The organism is Parapedobacter soli (genome assembly GCF_025460835.1).
Lineage (GTDB): Bacteria > Bacteroidota > Bacteroidia > Sphingobacteriales > Sphingobacteriaceae > Parapedobacter > Parapedobacter soli.
This window is the reverse complement of record NZ_JAMXAY010000074.1, coordinates 1-18,329: the sequence shown is the minus strand read 5'-3', so window position 1 is coordinate 18,329 and position 18,329 is coordinate 1. Positions and strand designations below refer to the sequence as shown.

At 45.6% G+C, this 18,329-nt stretch carries 24 protein-coding genes and 1 pseudogene; 23 read left to right on the top strand and 2 right to left on the bottom strand.

Annotation, left to right across the window (positions count from 1 at the left end; genetic code table 11):
- Positions 1–80: 80 nt before the first annotated feature.
- Together NGM62_RS20070 and NGM62_RS20065 are read right to left on the bottom strand one after the other, a co-directional pair.
- Positions 81–854 carry a site-specific integrase gene (locus tag NGM62_RS20070; RefSeq protein WP_262250101.1) on the bottom strand — a complete coding sequence of 258 codons (774 nt, stop codon included), beginning with the start codon at positions 852–854 and terminating at the stop codon, positions 81–83.
- Positions 855–892: 38 nt separating this feature from the next.
- On the bottom strand, positions 893–1,261 hold the full coding sequence (locus tag NGM62_RS20065) for an Arm DNA-binding domain-containing protein (protein WP_262250100.1): 369 nt from the start codon (positions 1,259–1,261) through the stop codon (positions 893–895).
- A gap of 604 nt (positions 1,262–1,865) precedes the next feature.
- Here NGM62_RS20065 and NGM62_RS20060 point away from each other — a divergent pair.
- The 23 genes and pseudogenes from NGM62_RS20060 (at position 1,866) to NGM62_RS19955 (ending at position 17,750) form a co-directional block, all read left to right on the top strand.
- Positions 1,866–3,233 carry a site-specific integrase gene (locus NGM62_RS20060; RefSeq protein WP_262250099.1) on the top strand — a complete coding sequence of 456 codons (1,368 nt, stop codon included), beginning with the start codon at positions 1,866–1,868 and terminating at the stop codon, positions 3,231–3,233.
- Positions 3,230–4,183, top strand: a complete 954-nt coding sequence (locus NGM62_RS20055; RefSeq protein ID WP_262250098.1) for a hypothetical protein — start codon at positions 3,230–3,232, stop codon at positions 4,181–4,183. The genes NGM62_RS20060 and NGM62_RS20055 overlap by 4 nt, the downstream gene beginning before the upstream one ends.
- Positions 4,184–4,268: 85 nt before the next feature.
- On the top strand, positions 4,269–4,547 hold the full coding sequence (locus NGM62_RS20050; RefSeq protein ID WP_262250097.1) for a helix-turn-helix domain-containing protein: 279 nt from the start codon (positions 4,269–4,271) through the stop codon (positions 4,545–4,547).
- On the top strand, positions 4,547–4,954 hold the full coding sequence (locus NGM62_RS20045) for a hypothetical protein (protein WP_262250096.1): 408 nt from the start codon (positions 4,547–4,549) through the stop codon (positions 4,952–4,954). The genes NGM62_RS20050 and NGM62_RS20045 overlap by 1 nt, the downstream gene beginning before the upstream one ends.
- Positions 4,955–4,965: 11 nt before the next feature.
- A pseudogene (locus NGM62_RS22305) lies at positions 4,966–5,181 on the top strand (helix-turn-helix domain-containing protein); the annotation flags it as partial.
- A 21-nt stretch (positions 5,182–5,202) separates the two neighbouring features.
- Positions 5,203–6,216 carry a hypothetical protein gene (locus NGM62_RS20040; protein ID WP_262250095.1) on the top strand — a complete coding sequence of 338 codons (1,014 nt, stop codon included), beginning with the start codon at positions 5,203–5,205 and terminating at the stop codon, positions 6,214–6,216.
- 10 nt (positions 6,217–6,226) lie between these two features.
- Positions 6,227–6,448 carry a hypothetical protein gene (locus tag NGM62_RS20035; protein ID WP_262250094.1) on the top strand — a complete coding sequence of 74 codons (222 nt, stop codon included), beginning with the start codon at positions 6,227–6,229 and terminating at the stop codon, positions 6,446–6,448.
- A 13-nt stretch (positions 6,449–6,461) separates the two neighbouring features.
- Positions 6,462–7,019 carry a hypothetical protein gene (locus NGM62_RS20030; RefSeq protein ID WP_262250093.1) on the top strand — a complete coding sequence of 186 codons (558 nt, stop codon included), beginning with the start codon at positions 6,462–6,464 and terminating at the stop codon, positions 7,017–7,019.
- Positions 7,012–7,347: a hypothetical protein gene (locus tag NGM62_RS20025; RefSeq protein ID WP_262250092.1), complete on the top strand. Its 336-nt coding sequence runs from the start codon at positions 7,012–7,014 to the stop codon at positions 7,345–7,347. The genes NGM62_RS20030 and NGM62_RS20025 overlap by 8 nt, the downstream gene beginning before the upstream one ends.
- Complete coding sequence (locus NGM62_RS20020; protein ID WP_262250091.1) at positions 7,322–7,711, top strand: hypothetical protein; 390 nt, start codon at positions 7,322–7,324, stop codon at positions 7,709–7,711. The genes NGM62_RS20025 and NGM62_RS20020 overlap by 26 nt, the downstream gene beginning before the upstream one ends.
- A complete protein-coding gene (locus NGM62_RS20015; RefSeq protein ID WP_262250090.1) occupies positions 7,708–8,007 on the top strand; it encodes a hypothetical protein in 300 nt (99 codons plus the stop codon). Before NGM62_RS20020 ends, NGM62_RS20015 begins: the two co-directional genes overlap by 4 nt.
- 23 nt (positions 8,008–8,030) lie before the next feature.
- Positions 8,031–8,321, top strand: a complete 291-nt coding sequence (locus NGM62_RS20010) for a hypothetical protein (RefSeq protein ID WP_262250089.1) — start codon at positions 8,031–8,033, stop codon at positions 8,319–8,321.
- Positions 8,322–8,387: 66 nt separating this feature from the next.
- Positions 8,388–8,648, top strand: coding sequence for a terminase small subunit (locus NGM62_RS20005; protein ID WP_262250088.1), 261 nt, complete (start codon positions 8,388–8,390; stop codon positions 8,646–8,648).
- A 6-nt stretch (positions 8,649–8,654) separates the two neighbouring features.
- Positions 8,655–8,984 carry a hypothetical protein gene (locus NGM62_RS20000; RefSeq protein ID WP_262250087.1) on the top strand — a complete coding sequence of 110 codons (330 nt, stop codon included), beginning with the start codon at positions 8,655–8,657 and terminating at the stop codon, positions 8,982–8,984.
- A 21-nt stretch (positions 8,985–9,005) separates the two neighbouring features.
- A complete protein-coding gene (locus NGM62_RS19995; protein ID WP_262250086.1) occupies positions 9,006–12,512 on the top strand; it encodes a phage tail tape measure protein in 3,507 nt (1,168 codons plus the stop codon).
- A 23-nt stretch (positions 12,513–12,535) separates the two neighbouring features.
- Positions 12,536–14,878 carry a hypothetical protein gene (locus NGM62_RS19990; RefSeq protein ID WP_262250085.1) on the top strand — a complete coding sequence of 781 codons (2,343 nt, stop codon included), beginning with the start codon at positions 12,536–12,538 and terminating at the stop codon, positions 14,876–14,878.
- A 192-nt stretch (positions 14,879–15,070) separates the two neighbouring features.
- The gene (locus NGM62_RS19985) at positions 15,071–15,391 is read left to right on the top strand and encodes a hypothetical protein (RefSeq protein WP_262250084.1); all 321 of its coding nucleotides are present in this window, start codon (positions 15,071–15,073) and stop codon (positions 15,389–15,391) included.
- Positions 15,392–15,395: 4 nt separating this feature from the next.
- Complete coding sequence (locus tag NGM62_RS19980; RefSeq protein ID WP_262250083.1) at positions 15,396–15,770, top strand: hypothetical protein; 375 nt, start codon at positions 15,396–15,398, stop codon at positions 15,768–15,770.
- A 4-nt stretch (positions 15,771–15,774) separates the two neighbouring features.
- Positions 15,775–16,077 (top strand): hypothetical protein, encoded by a 303-nt coding sequence (locus NGM62_RS19975; protein WP_262250082.1) that lies wholly within the window; start codon positions 15,775–15,777, stop codon positions 16,075–16,077.
- Between the two features lie 19 nt (positions 16,078–16,096).
- Positions 16,097–16,537, top strand: a complete 441-nt coding sequence (locus NGM62_RS19970; protein ID WP_262250081.1) for a hypothetical protein — start codon at positions 16,097–16,099, stop codon at positions 16,535–16,537.
- Positions 16,538–16,633: 96 nt separating this feature from the next.
- Positions 16,634–16,918: a helix-turn-helix domain-containing protein gene (locus NGM62_RS19965; protein WP_262250080.1), complete on the top strand. Its 285-nt coding sequence runs from the start codon at positions 16,634–16,636 to the stop codon at positions 16,916–16,918.
- Between the two features lie 31 nt (positions 16,919–16,949).
- Positions 16,950–17,273 (top strand): helix-turn-helix domain-containing protein, encoded by a 324-nt coding sequence (locus NGM62_RS19960; protein ID WP_262250079.1) that lies wholly within the window; start codon positions 16,950–16,952, stop codon positions 17,271–17,273.
- 177 nt (positions 17,274–17,450) lie between these two features.
- The gene (locus NGM62_RS19955; protein WP_262250078.1) at positions 17,451–17,750 is read left to right on the top strand and encodes a helix-turn-helix domain-containing protein; all 300 of its coding nucleotides are present in this window, start codon (positions 17,451–17,453) and stop codon (positions 17,748–17,750) included.
- Positions 17,751–18,329: the final 579 nt, after the last annotated feature.

The window sequence follows — 18,329 nt, the reverse complement described above, 5'->3', positions numbered from 1 at the left end:
GACTTCAAAAAAGAAATATTGGGCTTTTTAAGGGTTGACTAAATATCCCCAAACAGATATCGAGTATGGGTAAATTAACTTCATAACAACTTACGCTGTAAAGTTTGCATATCGTTGGCAATTCGCGTATCCAGCAGCTCTGCATAATGCTGGGTGGTCTTGATATTTGTATGGCCGAGCATCTTGGAAACGGTTTCAATAGGGACATCGTTGCTTAATGTTATCGTAGTAGCGAAGGTGTGCCGAGCCATGTGGAACGTCAGCGTCTTGGTAATGCCGGACAGGTCAGCTATCTCCTTGGGGTAGCTGTTCATCTTCTGATTGCTCAATACGGGAAGGGCTAAGTCCTTGGAAGCACAGGGAGGGTAGCCCGCATAGCGGTCGATGATTTCCTTTGCCTGCGGTAGCAAGGGGATATTGGTAATTGTCTCCGTTTTTTCCCGGCTGCTTAGTATCCACAGCTTGCCGTCCACACCCTTGGCAATGACGGAACTTCTCAATTTCTTCACATCGGCATACGACAGACCGGTGTAGCAACTGAAAATGAATATGTCGCGAACATGCGCCAACCGTGGTGTGACGTATTGCTTGGCCATTATCCGGTCAAGTTCGTCCTGTGTGAGAAATACCTTTTCCTTTGGCTTTGCGGTATTCTTGTAAAACACGAATGGGTCTGCGGTAATCCAGCGGTGGGCAAGGCACAATTTGACAATCTTGCGAAAATGCTTCATGTATTTGGCTGCGGATATGGGGGTGCAACTTTTTTCCGTGCGGAGGAAGAATTCGTAACCCTCAATGAACGCATGGTCGATGCACTGAATATCAATATCCATTTCCCCGTATCGCTTTAGCACGTAATCGGTAAGGTGTCCAACGGAAGTTTTGTAACCTTTCAGCGTGCCTGGCTTTTATCCTTTGCCGAGCAGGGCTTCCATCTTTCGATTATGGCAAGGTATATTTCAATCAGGTAATGTCTTTTGATGTCCTGTCCAAGAAACCGCATTTTGAGCAAATCGGCGGTGATAGTGGCATTTTCCTTGATAAGTATCGTATGGACGTCATCCATGTTCCGGACAAGGGTTTCAAGGTGGCTGTTTAATGTGCGGCTTTCTTCTTTGGTGCCTGCCGCCCGATTCGCTTTGGGCCTCCAGCGGGAGGGGTCGACCGACCTGCCGATTGAAACTTCTTTCGGGATTCCGTCAACGGTAATCCGCATGTAAATGGGAACGGGGCCGCTAACATAGTTTTTCGGTTTCTTCAAGTAGAAGAGCAAGGAATAATTTGTACTTATGATAATACATCATTTATGGTGGACAAAGTTAGCCTTGCAGCCGTACGTGGTCAAGATGTTCGGCTATTGAACAGGTTGTAGTTCAATAACTTAATACGCTTCCAGTGAGTAGTGGGTAGATTGGGGATTGACTCACTGAATCACTCACTGTTTTTATGAGAATAATTGAATGAATCAGGGTGCTGTAAACCAAAAAAGCCCGCAAATGGTCAATTCGCGGGCTTTTGTACGTTTTGATGGTAAGATTTGTGTTCCCGAAGGGATTGGCTGCGTCGCTCCGCCCCATACACCTTGTCCGCAGCGAGGCAGTTCGAACCCGGGCCATCGCTTCGGTTCTCATCCCTTGAAAACACAAAAGCGCCGAGAAAGGCGCTTTCTTGTGTTCCCGAAGGGAACATAACTATCGAAAAACATCAAAAAGCCAAACAAATAAAATTGCTTTAATACGCCTATAAACATCGTTTTCGAATAATCTTAGCAAAACAAAAACAAGGCAAAACAAAATAAACCGACAACGCTTTTATGATTTCGTTGTCGGTTTCGTTATATTTGTTGTCGGTTAGAATTTACAGTTATGGCTAATAAAATCGTTAACGGGAATTTCCCCGTGAATATCAATTTCAACCTGCGGGCAACCAAACCGGCCAACAAGGATATGCCGGTCAATGCGGTGGTTAGATTCAACAACCAACGTATAGTAATATCCAACATCACCAAAGCCCAGCCGAGGTACTGGAAGGACGGCAAACCCACACAGCACGTAGGGAACGTCAACGCAGCCGACATCAAGATAGCACTGAAAAAGGCTGACACTGCCATACTGGAGCGCTATAACGCATACATCGAGAAGCATAGGGCATTCCCGGTAGACTTGAAAGCATTTCAGGAAGAGTTGAGGCGGGCGGTATTCAATATCCCCGAAGAAACCGAAGGGCCTGACCTCAACGATAAAAGCCTGATAAATTACACCACGACTTTCCGGGATGAGATAAAGAAAGGCAAGCGCCTGCTCCAAAGCGGAAAGAATAAGGGTATGCCCTATTCGGCCGAAACCCATAAGTCATACGGCAACCTTGAATTTAAACTGAAGGAGTACCGGCAGCATATCGGATCAGATGATGTGCTTTTCGACGACATCGGTATGGATTTCTATTATCGGTTCAAAGATATGGTCGAATCGCAGGACCATACGCCGGGCTATTTTGGGACGCTGGTCAAATGCCTGAAAACCATCATGGAATCAGCTAGGCATGAGGGCTACCACAATAACACCGGGTATAAAGACCGGAAGTTCATCAAGCCACAACCGGAAACGGAGAACACCATTTACCTCAACAGCGCCCAACTGGATACGCTGGCAGGGCTCGACCTCAGCGACAAACCACATCTTGACCGGTCGCGCGATCTATTCCTTATAGGGGCTTATACGGGGCTGAGGTTCTCCGATTATTCCACCGTTGAGCCGAAACATATTGACGGCGATTTCATCCGTATAAAGACGCAAAAGACCGGGGAGCGTGTTGCCATCCCAATTATGGATAATCTGCGGGCTGTACTGGACAAGAACGGGGGACGGGCACCCGAATCCATATCTATACAGAAGCTCAACGAACATCTTAAAACATTGGGTGAATTGGCAGGGTTTACGCAGGAGGTTGATTTCGTTGATTACGTCAAAGGTAAGCGCGTGTTGAAGAAAGTGGCTTTCTATTCGCTAATAGGCACCCACACGGCACGCAGATCGTTTGCTACGAATATGTTTGAGCTGGGCATCCCAACACTGCTTATCATGGCTATAACGGGCCATAGAACCGAAAAAGCTTTTCTTACCTACATACGCAAGAATAACGAGGACAAGGCCCAGATGATGCTGAGGTTGCTACGTGACCGGCAGGCCGAACAGGAAAGGGCGAAACTTAAAGTTGTGGGAGGAGGTGAGTGATGATTGTTGTGACAGGCAAATTCGATCCAATTGACCAAACGACAGGGGGTGCATTAGAAAAGGCCCCGAGAGAGATATGGGCTGTGTTTATGTATGGGTATGGTTTCAATGATGAGCACAACCTAACAGGCAGGTTTGCTCGTATCGAGTGTAGTGATTTTTATTTATACGCCTATCAAGCCGACTTGAATAATTTTGTAGACGAATTGGAAGCGCAAAAAATTCATGGAGAATCCGGGGAACTCTTGGATAGGGGAAGTGTTGCCCCTTATTTAAAAAGTTATGCACAAGGTTTCTGGGATGGTTATAACAATTTTAAATCTATAGTGGAGGACGAAACCGGAGTCTTCGGAGCTGACATGAATATAGTAGCAGATCGTATTTTTAGAGAGGTAACTATAAGTCACCACGTCCTAAGCACGAGGGGTTACTTGAATAATAGGCAAAAAATTTTAAAGCACGATCTTTTTTTCGAGAATGCAAAAAAAGTCGGGGCTAGTTACAGAGCGTGGTTTTATATTGTAAATAACCCGAAGCTATTTGTTCAGATGTTCCTTGACAATTTTCGTCCCACTTTGTTAAAGGTTGAGGCACTTTTACGTGAATACAATGGTCATGATAAAGATGATAAAAGTTACTATATCATAAAAGACAGTGTTGTCGACGTGTCTGGTGCTTCCAACACCGAACTTTCTGAATTATCAGCATTCGAAATTGCTTTAAGGCACTGGTACTTAGTTGGATCTCGGGAAGAGGCTTATATCGTACCCAAGCAGGTTGGAGAAAAATATGGACATCTGAGGAATGCGAAAAATATAGAAAAAGCCTATGGCAGAATTGAAACCGGCACCTCAGGAAATATCAAGCAGCTGACCAACATTCAACAATCGTTATCCGAATATCCTCAAATACAAAGAGCAATAGAAAACGATATTGCCAAATTACAGTAAACTCATAGTACCTACTACGTAGCTACTATTCGTCTTTTCCCCATTTTTTCTTATATTCCTTTGTGTTGTAATTAACAGCAACACAATGGAAAATGTATTTTTAACCTCACTTACAACTCCTGAAATACGACAGCTATTTAGGGAGGAAATAGAAACATTCTTCAAAGGGTTGGAGAATAAGAGTGAGAAATCGGCCCGACCGCCCGCAACCCGAAAAGAAGCGGCTAATCATCTAGGTATTTCTTTACCAACTTTAGATACGTTGGTAAAAACCGGTCAATTAAAATCTTTCAATATTGGTAGGCAAGTCAGAATTGATTGGGGTGAACTAGAATCATTCATCAAAAAGAGAGGGGCGGCATAATGGAAGCTATACGAAAAAGCCCCGCCGGGCAAGCAGGGCAAATTCTTTTTATTCGTGATAGAGGCAAAGATAAACAATTTATTGTGGAAACCATACGCAATAAAGTTTGTCGAGCTGAACAGCTAACCTTTCTCGAACTGAAGCGCAAATATTCCGAAGATGTACTTTTCTATATCGGGCTACAACATGTAACTACCACAAAGAAAGCTTTCTGCGAGGCCATGGGTATACCCGTTGAAGCTGGATGTCGCTACAAGCGAAATCTTGAAAAAGAGGGTAAGCTGGTTCAATCGGACAAAGAGGTGGTGTGCCCGTATACGAGGCACATGGCACACCTCATCAGCACTAATCCAAAAGAGTTCGCGCGACTGCGGAAAATGAAGTCTAATCAAATGAAACTTTTCTAGGAGGGCAGGAAATGGAGACTAATAGACATCACTCATTTACTTCCGTCCAAGTGCCGATAGAAATTTGGTTCAACCGGGAACTGTCCCCGGCGGACAAAATATTGCTTACTGAAATTGTGAACCTGACCAAAGCAAATAAGACTTGTTTCAAAAGCAATCAAGGCTTTTCTGACATCCTGGGCGTAAGTAAGGATCGGGTCACTCGCATGCTTTCATCTTTAAAAGATAGGGGCTTTATAAATATTGCGATGGAATACAAGCCAAATAGTAAGCAGATTATCAGGCGAACTATTTCACTATCTGAAGCACTTCGAAAGTCGCTACTTGGCGGGTTGGCATTGCACACGGAAGTAGATGCCCACCCTACCAGTGAAAACGCCGATACCCTATCGGTGAAAACGCCTATAGGTATAGTTGAAAACGCCGATACCCCTATCGGTGAAAACACCGAGGATAATATAGTCAATAAGAATAAGTCAATTAATAAATCAATTAATAATACCCCCTTACCCCTAAAGGGGGATGATTGTGATTTTTCTTTTGATTGTTTTTGGAATTTGTATGATAAAAAAGTTGATAGGGAAAAGTGTAACCGTAAATGGAACAACCTAAAAGCAGAAGACAAAAAAGCCATACTGGCCTACCTGCCCGGCTACATTGCGGCAACACCGGACAAACAATTCCGCAAAAACCCCTCAACATTCCTAAACAACAGGGCATGGGAGAACGAACTGCCATCCCCCCAAGAGCATAGACAGCGGCAGAATCCCAAACGCATATCCAAGCTGGAGCATAACCTAACGGTTTTCGCAAGAGTTTGGGGTCTTTCGCCCACAACAGGGCCGACTAAAGGAGATGAGACTATAGACGTGGAAGAAAGCGATTACCAGGTTGAAGAATACCAGTGGGTAAAAGATTTCGAGAAAAAGTCTAATTATTTCATTGCGAGATTCAACGAGATTAAAGGTGGCTTATTCACCCCTACGACACACGTACTGACGGATGACGACCGTATCCAGCTTAACGAACTGATAAAATCGGGCGTGACTTACGAAAAGATGGAGCGCGCCATGGTAGCCATCTGCGAGGACAAATGGCACAAAGACCAGAACCTTGTCCTAATGACGCCGTCATACGTGCTTAAACCCGCCAACATGGACAAATACAGTAACGCATCGGTTTCCAGATATGATATTTTACGGCGATCGCGCGATCCGGAAAAAAGGAAACTGGCCGCGGAAATGCATTATGGCACTAACTAAATAGTAGACAATGGAAACAAGACAACGTACATTCCACACGGAACGAGATAGAGCGGTTTACCTCATCGCAAAGGAAACGGCGACGATAACCGACGCCGAGGAACGTATAGACTGCATAATGCAATATGTAAGGATGTGTGATTCTTTAGGAGAAGAATCTATCAAATTGAAAGCGGAGAATTTCATCTTGTCTGACCGGATTATCGAGCTAGAGGAACGTGGAGAACAGTAAACAAGTAACGGATATGGGAAAAATGAATGACATCGAGGCAGTAAGATTGCGGGCAACCATTGAGGGTGCTACGATTATCCACCAGTGCATGGAGACGGGCGACCTCTTTAACGACGACGGTAGGTACACAAATATGCCGGCATGCAAGTGCTTTATTATCGAGCATCCAAACAAGGCAACTATTTCGGAAGCAGTAGGCAAACCGCTCTGGGAATTACCCGAAGAATACCGAGGAAAGAAAAGGACGGTCAACGGGCATGAGTTGCAGCTCATCGGCGAGAAGTTCGGCAAGAAGTACATCCACAGTATTTACCTGTTGAATGGATTGGAGATAACGACGTTGCAGGATTGGGATACACGTAAGATGTACTTCGTCGTGGATGATAATTACGCCAAGGCGTTGGGTTTTGAAAATGCTGCATCGTACATGAACGGCCATACCATTGATTTCCTTATCGAGCAGAAAAGGGACACTGGGTACTGGCAAGCAATTTCTCAAAACGAGGCGCTGGCAGACCTCGAAAACGTAGCACCGGATTTTGAAAACAACAAAGAAATACAAAATGGCTAGAGGGCTTAAAAAGGGGATGACGAACAATCCAAACGGGCGGCCGAAGGGAATACCCAATAAGGTTACAAGCGATTTGCGTAAGGCCATCGCCGATTTGCTGGATGGCAATTGGCCTCGGGTACAAGACGACCTTGACGCATTGGATCCAAAAGATAGGCTTGCATTCATTGAGAAGCTTCTCTCTTATTCGCTACCAAAGCTCACCTCAACGACACTAGACGCAAAGGTTGAAACCCAGAACAGGTTAGGGCAGCTTAGCGATACGCAGCTCAACATATTGATAGACCAAATAATTGAACAAAATGAAGGCACTGAGGGAAACGGATAGTATAAATGCCCCACTGAACGGTAGTGGGGTGCCATACCCGGAAGGCATGGCAAGGCTGGGAAGTCAAAAAAGTGGCGGGCATTATGGTTACCAGTTGCTTAACGGCTCAAAAGCATACGTGAGTAGAAAAAAGGGACTTATTAAAGAACTTGATATGGAAGGGCTCAAAGTCCTAAGAGATAATCCGCATTCGGACTTCCATGCTGTTTTCGACGGCCATGCTTACGTAACGGATGAAGCGATACAAGGACTGACGAAACCTTACCCGATTGTTTTTATCCACCTGTATCCCTCTGACGGGGCGCTCGTGGCGACGAGGCTTGGCTTTCCAGTTATCAACTTAGCGGCAAACAGGGTAAAATGAGAACATTAAGAAAAGGAACGCCGGAGCACCGAGAATGCTTAGAGGCGCTGGTACTGGCAAACAATAAAGGCGCATTGTTGGCATTGAAAAAAAAGGGCAATGTGGATTTCTGTGTACTCAATGATGGAGTCGAAAGGTTGCCCCACGACGATAAAGCGTTGCTGCTGGTTCGGCAGGTAGCGACCGACGGGCATAATACATTCCAAGTTGTCGAAAAAGACGAGGTAGTCCCCGACCCGATTTACATAGCCGGCAAAAAGGTGGTGTTCATTCTTCCCGATAATCATCGGGATTAGGTAAGTGTAAAAAAGAATATGATATGGCAAAAGGATTGAAAAAAGGACAGACCAATAATCCTAATGGCAGACCCAAAGGTGTGCCCAACAAGGTAAGCAAAGATTTACGTGAAGCGGTTAATAGCTTTCTCGATGCGAACTGGGACAGCATACAGGTGGCGTTCGACCAGTTGGATCCTGTTAATAAGTTGGCTTTCATCGAAAGGTTGTTGAGGTTCTCGTTACCCGTACCAAAAGCTGCCAATACGGAAATGATGGTTGAGCAGCCGTTGTTCGGGGATGATGAGGACGACGAAATAATCATGATTCAATAGGCAGCTTTAGGGAGGTGACAAACGTAATAAACCTGATAAAAGTTGACAAAAGTTAACATTTGAGCAATGACAGACAGGCAAAAGAAATTCATCCGGGAGTATTGCAAGTATTTAAATGCGTCACGTGCTGCAAGGAATGCCGGTTATAGCATAAGATGTGCGGCCCAAATCGGCTATGAAAATATGAGGAAGCCGAAAGTAAGGGCACCTATCGATGAATACCTCGAAATACGTAGAAGGGAAATTGATAGGATTTTGCAGGAGCGGCACCGGCAGGGCTTAATCAGCTTTTATAAAACGTTGGAAAAGATGAGAACGATTAAGTGAACTGTCATGATAAACTCAAAAAGAATAAGTAACAATAGAAAAAAAGGGGGTAACGAAATGGATACTGAAATTAAAAACGAAGCACTTGCTTACAAAGCAACGATAATTAAAAAAGGAACATCGACACCTGCGGAAAAGGAATTCATAGAGAATAATTTCGAGACGATAAAAACAGGGTTCAGGGCGCTTAACACAGGCGGCAAAATGTCTTTCATCCGGGAGCTACTGGAACAAGAAACGGCAATCAAAAAAATCGATGTAATCGAAGATCGTTTTACTGTTAATCTGGGAGACCCAAGCGGGAAAGGTTACCATTTCGACCCGAAATGTAAATAAACAAGAAAGGAGAAAAATATCATGGCTAGACTAGAGGTGGGCATAGGTGCAACCAATAAGGAGCTTAAATCGGTTCTTGCCGATTCGCAAACCCTTGTCCGTAATTTCAGCAATAACTTACAGAAAATCAACCTAAAGGTAGGTGTAGACGACCGTATAACGAAGCGCATAGGCGATACAAGGCAATCGCTTAGGGCATTGGCTTCCACTGCAAAAGAAGTCAAAGGCTTAAAGATTGATTTCAACACAGCGGGAGCAGTAAATAACCTAAAAGCCCTCAATACGCAGCTAACCCAAACAAAGAAGCTGTACGGTGACCTGAAAACGGTCATAAGTTCAGTAAACTCTACGCGGGGATCATCGATAGGCGGTAGCGGCTCTAAAGCTGCCTTGGACGCAGAAAAGGTTGCCATGGCAGCCGCTAAGCGGGAAGCGCAGCTTCTTAAAAACGAATACAGCAAGCTTAACATTGAGCTTAAAAAGCTTGCGGTAGCGCGTGCCCAAGATAAGACTTCTACAACAGCCGCATCTGGCTCTTACCGTGAAGCCCAACAACGGCTTACGGCTCTAGGAAAGTCGATACGTGAAACCGCAGGCGGATTTAATACCAGTAATGCGGCCGTAAAGGCGCAAATAGCGGAATACCGGAAGCTAAACGGACAGCTCAAGGAATTTGATGCGCTTATGGGCAACAGACAGCGCAACGTAGGCAATTATCCATTAGGCGGAATTGGGGGGGAGCTTAAGAACCTGATAGGCATGTACGGCTCACTGTACTCTGTTATGCGCGGGGCGGGTGCGGTAGTATCCACTAACGTAAAGATTTCAGACAGTATTGCAGACGTACAACGGACCGCTGAATTGAGCGCTTCCGAAGTGAAGGAATTGGTCGGTCAATTGAAAGCGATACCTACCCGTACCGGGTTGGACGACCTATTGCAGGTTTCCGCAATTGGCGGCCAATTGGGTATTGCCAAAAAAGAACTTGCAGGATTCACGCAGGCACTTGATTTTCTCGGAGTAGCACTAGCGAACGAAATACCCGGCGGGGCACAGGTCGTTGCGGAAAGTCTGGGTAAAATCAATGGTGTTTTCAGGATTGCCGAAAAGGAGAATTTGACAGCTGGCGAAGCCATGCAGAAGACAGGTAGTGCCATCTTAGCTCTTGGGCAAGCCGGTTTGGCAACAGGCCAGTTCCTTGTAGATTTCACCCAACGTGTCGGCGGGGCCGCCCGTACCACAGGCATAGCGCTGCCAACCATACTTGCTTATGGCGCAGTATTGGAAGAAGCGGGTGTAAGTGCAGAGGTTGCGGGTACGGCCATTTCAAAGCTTATCGGTCAACTGGCTGCGAAGCGCGGTGACTTCCATGCGATTGCACAAATAGCTGATGCAGGGTTATCGTTGCAGGAATTCACAGACCTTATCAACACCGACGCTGATGCGGCCTTACGTAAGTTCTTTGCCGGGCTAGCGGCTGGCGGAAAGACGACAACCCAATTCTATGACATCCTTAACAGCGCTGGTATAAAAACCGAGCGCTACCGGAACGCAGTACTACTGCTATCGCAGGATCAGGAGAAACTTACGAAGCTGACCGAGCTTAGCACCAAGGAATACAATACAGGCGCAAAGGCGGCGGAACAGTTCGCTATGCGTAATCTCAACTTGGCTGGTGTATTGAAACAGTTGGGTCGTCGGTTTACGGAAGCATTCGTCAATTCGGATGCCCAGTCTGCAATTGCGCAATGGCTTGGACAGATAACGGGCCTGACGAGGGAAGGCGACGTGCTTGTAGCAAAACTAGGCGATGTGCGGACAGCATTCGACCAGCAATCAACAAAGATAAGCGACCTCATAAACCGGTACGGCGAATTGATTGCCAACAGCAACAAGACGCACCGTGAAAGTGAAGAACTGAAATCGGTAATCAACCAGATCGCGCAGGTACTTCCATCGGCGGTCACCGAGTGGGATAAATACGGCAATGCCCTTTCCATCAGTGTGGATAGGGTACATAATCTATCGCGCGCCCACCAGCAGCTTGTGAAGGATATGAATATATCCACTGCCAAGCAGTTGAATAAAGACTTCGATGCAGCCACTAAAGATGCGGAGCGTTACCAGCGAGCCATTAACAAGATGGCTGCGTCCAACGAAAAGAGTTTCATGGATTGGCGAACCGGCGCCAAAGGTACGCTGGATAATTTCAAACAATGGCTGGCGGAATCTAATCAAGAAGCGGTAAAGGCCGCACAGAATCTACAATCAATCGGCTTTGACCTAACACCCGAGCAGCGGAACCTTTTAGCCTACTATGGACTGGACGAAGCCGGACAGGCCATGCGGGATTATGATGCATCGTTGAGAAACGCAGCTGATGCGGCCAAGTCATTGGGTGACAACCTAAAAACAGCCGGGGAAGTTGGTGTGGAAACTTCAAAAAAGGAGAACGAAGCGGCAATCCTTACCACGGAAAAACTAATGCAGTTGAGGGAATCAGCGCACGTAGCGTCGTTGGACGGATGGGAAAAAGAGCTTCAGGCATCGAAATACAAGTGGGCTAAGGAATTAGAAGCCGCTAAAGACAGCATATCGCAGCAAATCGAATTGAGACGATTCCAAGCCGCGGAAACAGCCCGTATCCTGAAAGATGTTGGCATGGAAACAAAGGGAGGACGGGTTGTCTTGAAATCCGAGCCGATAGCGTTGAAGGGTACAGCTAATATTTTGAACCTGGGCATGGGTGAAGTCGTTCCGCAGGATTGGTCAAAGCGGATAGCTGAAAAATTCAAAGAAGCGAATGCACTTGAAATCGATACATCAATGATTGAGAAAGGGCTAAAGCGTGCATCTAGCCAATTCATCAATAGTATGTCAACTTCTTTGCAATGGCTTCATGATACCGAGACAAAGCGAGTGGGAGACTACATGTTTGCAATAGGGAGCTCATTGTTTTCGTCTTTCGATCGGGTTATCAATAATACGCTGGCTAACCAAATGGAGAGATCCATTACAAGCGTTTTTGGAAGCATAGGGAAAGAAGGTAAATCCCTCGGTAAATCGGATTGGGTTAATATTGGTGCTTTGGGCGTAGGGATAGGTGGGCAGCTTTTGCAAGGCGCGACCAAGAAAACTAGTGTCGGTAACCAAGCGATTGGGGGCTTATTAAATGGTGCAGCGGCCGGGGCTACCTTCGGGTCGGCCGTCCCTGGGCTTGGTACCGCAATAGGTGCAGCAGTTGGTGCCGTAATAGGTGGGATTTCCGGATGGCTCGGTGGAGAATCTGCGAAAAGGCAGGAAAAGCTAACCGAGCGTCAACTTGAAGAACAGAAGAAACAAACTGCATTAATGGAACGGAGAAACGCACTTGCTTATACGTCGCAAATCATGGGCCAGCAGACCGCACAAGGGATGGTGACCGGCGTCGAACGGAACGAATTTGGACAAATCGAATTCGTTATTAACGGACAGAACCTTGTCGCCTCTTTGTCAAGGACTAACAATAGCTTAGGGAGGGGCGTGTAATGGCTATAAAGTACACTATACCGATGCGTGACGATTTTGACCTGCTATGGCGCGCGGACATAGACATCCCCGGCTATTACGGCGAGGCCATCCAGCTTACGGGTGTGGGCCGTACCGCCATGGTTGCGGAATGGAATGGCGACATAGACGAACCGTACACCCCTATCATAAATTCAAAGGTTACGCTCCAATTCTACAACGAGGGTAATGTTGACATCGTGGAATTGCAGAATCTGCAGGACATGGAATCGCGCGTACATGTGTACCGTGACAACGTGCTGTGGTGGACGGGCTACGTCATTTCCGATGGCATACAGCGGAAATTCAGGGCTACCCCTTACCCCGTACAATTAGTGGCAACGGATGGACTGGCGTTGCTCAAAGATATACCTTTCGCATTGCCGAATAACTGGCCGATGCCTGCCGGGGTATCGAACCGCTGCCCCATTAACTTTTTGCGCTACATACTTTACGGCTCAAATCACCTTAACCAGCCACTGCCACTTCGGTGGGCTTCATTGGTTGAATCGGTGGAATACGAAGACGACCTATTATTTGGAACGACGCAATGGGGCGCGTTAGGTGAGGCGTGGAATAATCCGAATGGAGTTTCAGAAGGGCTTGATTCATCCCGGAGCTGTATGTACATATTAGAGAACATGGTCAAGTCCGTCGGGGCAAGATTTTTCCAGTTTGGCGGTAAATGGCACCTGCAACGCATCAATGACATTGCCGGAGGTGTCTATAACTGGAAGGAATTAACAACCGACACGGGTACTGCCCCTACCCTTACCACTGGAACCGAAGATTTGGTAGCCGGATTGAATAGCGTTTACTACCCATTTATCAGCGAAAACCATATTACGACGGTTAAACCGGCCTTAACCGATGTAGTGGTTACTTATGAAAGCTACCAAAAAGAGAATATTTTGCCCAACGGGGGCTTCGACATGGTAGATACATACTACCAGATACCGTTCTATTGGGGATTCAGCGACGATCCTGAATCAGCGGTAACATTTGAAGCCTACGATTCGTTAAGGCCTGACGGTGTCGGCCATTCGGTAAAGCTGGCATATCCGGTTACAGGAACGGCGGAAAACCGTGCAATATTCACGTTGCTTGGGGGTTTGCCCATCGATGCCAATATTTTGTTCAAGCGTATCACTTGGGGCTTTACGTTCTTTCCGCTAAACGGATTCCCTTACTTAAGCCCAGATGACCCCGAGGATCCCGAATCGGGAAAGATAGTTTGGGACAATAACCCATTGCGCGTAAGGATGTTGTACAAGGCTAAAGACAAGATGGGTAATGAGGTTGAACTGGTATTAAACAGGTGGGGGTTTTGGCAGGTACATGAACCTGCGGAAGGATGGTTGAAAGTAACACATTCTTACCCGGCTGGTTCGCCGCCACGGTCACTACTGACGTTTACGGGCAGGCCGTTGGTCGGCGATGTCATAAGCATAAAATCATACTACACGACCGTAGAGCGGAAACAGTACACGGAAACGGTAGAACCCGCTGAATACAATAACATATCTGCCGTCGTTGCAAAGGTGGCTAACATGCTGATTGCGGATTTCCCTTCATTGACATACGATTCAACAAGCATTACTATCCCCCACACAGCAGAGGTCAACGCGTTTGTCACGTCAACGACAACAGGCGGCAGCAATGTATTGCCGGGCGGATGGATTGATATAACGATTGACAGCCTGAAAATAGGCGACATTGCTTCCGTTGTATTCCAGGGGAAGGGCGGTAACAATGAAATACTGATGCCAGACCCCGGATTGCTGGATGGCAATCAGTCAGAAGACACGGGGGTACTGCAAATAGAATTCGCGTTGCTTGAAGGTCAGAAATACGTACTGGACGATGTGTTTATCCGGGTTGAGGACAACAACGACGCATACCAATCGCTGAATACATCAGCATCCAAGCGCAGCAACAGGCAGAACGTAGACTTGGGCATAAGCACCTCATTCAATGGGTTCTTCCTATCCAATTACATGACCTCTTACAACAAGAGTAACGTTGAATTCAGAGTTACGGACGGAAAATACCCTGCCAACAGTCCGGGAGCGATAGGTAGCCTGACTGGCTTATTAGCAAATGCCATGATGAGGTTCAGATACAAGCCCAGCCAGATATTCAACGGTAGCATCTATACCAACAATAGGGACTGGAAATTCCATCACATGTATTTGATACAAGGGCTGGGTAATAGCCTTTTCATGCCGATTTCATCGAAATACAATATTGAGACAGGGGTAATTGATGTTGTACTTATAGAAAGCAGGGATGATGACGCGCCGTTGGATGAATACCACTACGCAAGTAATGACGTTATTTTGGATTGATACAGTCGGAGTAAATTGAAAAAATCCTTGCAAAAGCCGTTTGTTTTTCCCATCTTTGAATTGCGAATCCGTCTGGAGAAATTCAGACAATTAATTTACTAACAATAAGGGCAGCGATCGGTTGCAAGTACCGAATTCCTCAATCTTTGGGCGGATTCGCAGCGACTGCCCTGTTATTAAATCTATTTCGACATGAAAAAATGTCATCTAACCAACGGGGCTGCGAATCCCACAACCAATCAACATCAGGGTATTGACCCTCAAATCAACAGGCAGCTTAACGGGATGGGATTCCGAACCTATCAGACAAACAAAGGGCTGGTCGTCTACGAATCGAAATTCGGGCAATCATTGAAAATCGTAGTGGTTTACCCCAGTTTCATGCAATTGATAGGCCCGGAAGGCACGGTCGTCCACCTAGCCCGACCAACCATTGGTTTGGTAAGAAATGCCGTAGGGATGTTCAAAGCATTGTCAAAGAGTGTAGTAAATGTTAACCAATCAAAAAACTGAAATCATGGAAGCAAAAAAAGTGATCATGCAACTGGAGGTCAAGCCGGAGGTTGCCCGTATTTTCGAGAACCTTGCCGGATTAATCAACGACTACACTGACCCTATGGATGTGGCCGGTGCCCTCGACGATGTCATGTGGATTTACGCACAGGCCATTGTAAAGTACCCCGAAGATTTCTTTGCGGAAAACGAGCATGTCCGCAACATCTGGACAGCCAAAGAACTTATCAGGATACTGCGTGGCGGTGAATTCCCGATACGAGATTCATCCGTATACAGCAACGGCGACTTTGCAGACGCGCTCGGAATAATGTACAAGTACTTGGCCGAAGGCGATAGGAGATTACAGGAAAAAAATTCATCAATCAATTCAAAATAAAGCTATGGCAACTTACACGAAACAAGGGAAGTATAGATACCTCATCGAGATGGACGAATCAGATGTGTATTACCTGCACGCACTGTTCAGCGAGCTATACATTCGGGGAAGCTCCGAACCGGAGGAAATAGACAACCTTAAAAGGATGTTTGACGCAGCCTGTAAAGAAAGCCCGCACATGACAAAGCAGTACGCTGATACGCTGGACAGCATACACCGGAACATGTACGTCGCAGCATTCAGCCGGGAAACAATCAGGGAAATGAATACCCTGTTTGATGATATTTTCGAAAAACATATCCGTTAACCCGTAAATCAACAAGATTATGAATTACCCAAATGATTTTATTAATGCAGACCACCTCAGCGAAAGCCAGAAAAGCAAGTTAATGGCGGTGTATAATACCATTCGCATTAAGGATATAATCTCACAAGCGATTGAATTCCTCGGTTTTCAGGAACGCGGTGCCGGGGCGCCTGGGGTGTATGAGTTTCTCCAAACTATTAGGTTATGTATGAGGCTTTGCGCCCGTGACGCTGCCAACGATGCCGAACTCAAAAACAGTTATGAGTTGTTGGAGCGGCTACATTGCTTTTTTGACACACTGAATAGCGATGACTTCAATGTTATTCTCGATATTGACAAAGCTTGCCAATATTCTGATGAAACAGGGGGATACGACAACGCAATAAATAAACTTTACATAGAAACTAAAGAACGGATAACAAAAAAATTGAAATCAATGGAGTTACAGATAGTGCATTGATAGTGTGACATCTCGCTTTATCGAAGCCTCGGTTTTTGCCGGGGCTTTTTTATTGATAATAATTGAGTACCCATACCCGTTTAGCAAGGAAAAACAATGGAACAACCACGATTTGAAGATTTACCTAGGCTGGTGATGGAGCTTGCTAACGAAATCCGGCTTTTGAGAATGGAATTAGGCGATAGCAAAGGCAAATTGCCCCAAACGCTAAGTATCAAACAGGCTGCGGAATTGGCAGGCCGAACACAGGCGGCAATACGTAACCACATTTACGCCGGGACACTGAACGCCTTCATGGTGGGAAACAGATACCGCATTGACAGAGACGTATTCGAACGATGGCTGAGGGGAGATTATAGCGCCAAGAATTATTTTCGATGAAAAAGTGGAATATTTTTTCTCGCTTTGGAAAATGGAACAAATAACTTTCAATGATGTGCCACGGGTGCTGCAATTGATTTATCAAGAAATAAAAGACCTACGGCAGGAACTTAACGAAGTAAGGGGTAAAAGCATCCTACCAAAGACGCTAAGCACCAAGCAAGCGGCTGAATTCTTAGGTAAATCACAGGAGGCAATACGAAGCTTAGTTCATAGGGGGAAGATAAAACCATGTCGTAACGAAGGCCGCCTTTATTTTGATCGTGAATACCTCGAAAGCTGGCTGCGCGGAGGCCTACCAAAAGAAGAAGAAATCGACGTCACAGATCACGTAATATTTAAGCGTCGGAAGTAGACCGATTTGAAGCCTAAGGAAGGCACACATTTTTTGCCGGAAATTATGCGCACAAATTAATGGATTTTATGCGCGGTGCATTTTTATTGCATAACTGGTTTAACCCGATAGAAATGACAAAAAAGTTGCAGTTATACAATTAGCGATTCAATATCATTGACACACAATTAGAAAAACATGGAAAGAATACCATTTGACGACCTGCCCAATGAGGTAGCATTACTGAGACAGGAGATAGCCGAACTAAAGGCCATCGTAAAAGACAAGCTCACCACGCCGGAGGGCTATGAACCGGATGTAACGATGAATGTAAAAGAAGTCGCAAGGCATCTTAAATGTTCTATTGAAAACATCTACAAGAAGGTAGAATCGGGATCGATACCACATCATCGGATTGGAAGGAATATTTTCTTCAAAAAGAAAGAAGTAGACGAGGCTACGAGGGTCAAGGCTCATAAGCGAAAATTCTTTAAGTGAGCCGCAGGCAGCACCTTAACAGATAGCAATTTCTATTGATAGGCAAGCAATACGCGCGCGCGAGGGAAAACGTTTCGGGACGATTCCGCTAATTACGAGTATAATCAAACAATCACGCTAAAAGTTACTTGAAAGATTTTTTACAAGTCACATCACGCGTGATACAAGGTGCATACGGGGAATTTTTAACTATCTGTTCGCGCGTAGATCGGCGACAAAGATTTTTCACAGGTCATTATACGTATTAGGAAATTACGGGCGGAGGTTTTCTTACACTAATAGTAAAAGGAAATTGCAATGAATTTTTGGAGTCCAAAAAAGGGGGCTGGGGCGGCTTGGCTCCAATGGGTTAGAAAGCTTTCAATAGCTTACGTTATTAGACGGAAAAAGCCGTATTAAAGAACGTGGGAGATTTTACTACGGTCAATTACGCGCGTGCGTAATTTTATTTTGACCAATTGTCATCAAAGTACTGGATACAAAATTATTCAGCGCCTAAAGCCCAAGCTATCAATAAAATTCTTTAATTTGTCTCACTAGTGTCCCATTAAAATTGGGACGTTTTAAAAATTAAATAAA

Excerpts from the sequence above, each read along its gene's own strand:
- NGM62_RS20060 (WP_262250099.1), top strand. The coding sequence starts at position 1,866 with ATGGCTAATAAAATCGTTAACGGGAATTTCCCCGTGAATATCAATTTC.
- NGM62_RS20050 (WP_262250097.1), top strand. The coding sequence starts at position 4,269 with ATGGAAAATGTATTTTTAACCTCACTTACAACTCCTGAAATACGACAG.
- NGM62_RS20045 (WP_262250096.1), top strand. The coding sequence starts at position 4,547 with ATGGAAGCTATACGAAAAAGCCCCGCCGGGCAAGCAGGGCAAATTCTT.
- NGM62_RS20040 (WP_262250095.1), top strand. The coding sequence starts at position 5,203 with ATGGAATACAAGCCAAATAGTAAGCAGATTATCAGGCGAACTATTTCA.
- NGM62_RS20035 (WP_262250094.1), top strand. The coding sequence starts at position 6,227 with ATGGAAACAAGACAACGTACATTCCACACGGAACGAGATAGAGCGGTT.
- NGM62_RS20030 (WP_262250093.1), top strand. The coding sequence starts at position 6,462 with ATGGGAAAAATGAATGACATCGAGGCAGTAAGATTGCGGGCAACCATT.
- NGM62_RS20025 (WP_262250092.1), top strand. The coding sequence starts at position 7,012 with ATGGCTAGAGGGCTTAAAAAGGGGATGACGAACAATCCAAACGGGCGG.
- NGM62_RS20020 (WP_262250091.1), top strand. The coding sequence starts at position 7,322 with ATGAAGGCACTGAGGGAAACGGATAGTATAAATGCCCCACTGAACGGT.
- NGM62_RS20015 (WP_262250090.1), top strand. The coding sequence starts at position 7,708 with ATGAGAACATTAAGAAAAGGAACGCCGGAGCACCGAGAATGCTTAGAG.
- NGM62_RS20010 (WP_262250089.1), top strand. The coding sequence starts at position 8,031 with ATGGCAAAAGGATTGAAAAAAGGACAGACCAATAATCCTAATGGCAGA.
- NGM62_RS20005 (WP_262250088.1), top strand. The coding sequence starts at position 8,388 with ATGACAGACAGGCAAAAGAAATTCATCCGGGAGTATTGCAAGTATTTA.
- NGM62_RS20000 (WP_262250087.1), top strand. The coding sequence starts at position 8,655 with ATGATAAACTCAAAAAGAATAAGTAACAATAGAAAAAAAGGGGGTAAC.
- NGM62_RS19995 (WP_262250086.1), top strand. The coding sequence starts at position 9,006 with ATGGCTAGACTAGAGGTGGGCATAGGTGCAACCAATAAGGAGCTTAAA.
- NGM62_RS19990 (WP_262250085.1), top strand. The coding sequence starts at position 12,536 with ATGCGTGACGATTTTGACCTGCTATGGCGCGCGGACATAGACATCCCC.
- NGM62_RS19985 (WP_262250084.1), top strand. The coding sequence starts at position 15,071 with ATGAAAAAATGTCATCTAACCAACGGGGCTGCGAATCCCACAACCAAT.
- NGM62_RS19980 (WP_262250083.1), top strand. The coding sequence starts at position 15,396 with ATGGAAGCAAAAAAAGTGATCATGCAACTGGAGGTCAAGCCGGAGGTT.
- NGM62_RS19975 (WP_262250082.1), top strand. The coding sequence starts at position 15,775 with ATGGCAACTTACACGAAACAAGGGAAGTATAGATACCTCATCGAGATG.
- NGM62_RS19970 (WP_262250081.1), top strand. The coding sequence starts at position 16,097 with ATGAATTACCCAAATGATTTTATTAATGCAGACCACCTCAGCGAAAGC.
- NGM62_RS19965 (WP_262250080.1), top strand. The coding sequence starts at position 16,634 with ATGGAACAACCACGATTTGAAGATTTACCTAGGCTGGTGATGGAGCTT.
- NGM62_RS19960 (WP_262250079.1), top strand. The coding sequence starts at position 16,950 with ATGGAACAAATAACTTTCAATGATGTGCCACGGGTGCTGCAATTGATT.
- NGM62_RS19955 (WP_262250078.1), top strand. The coding sequence starts at position 17,451 with ATGGAAAGAATACCATTTGACGACCTGCCCAATGAGGTAGCATTACTG.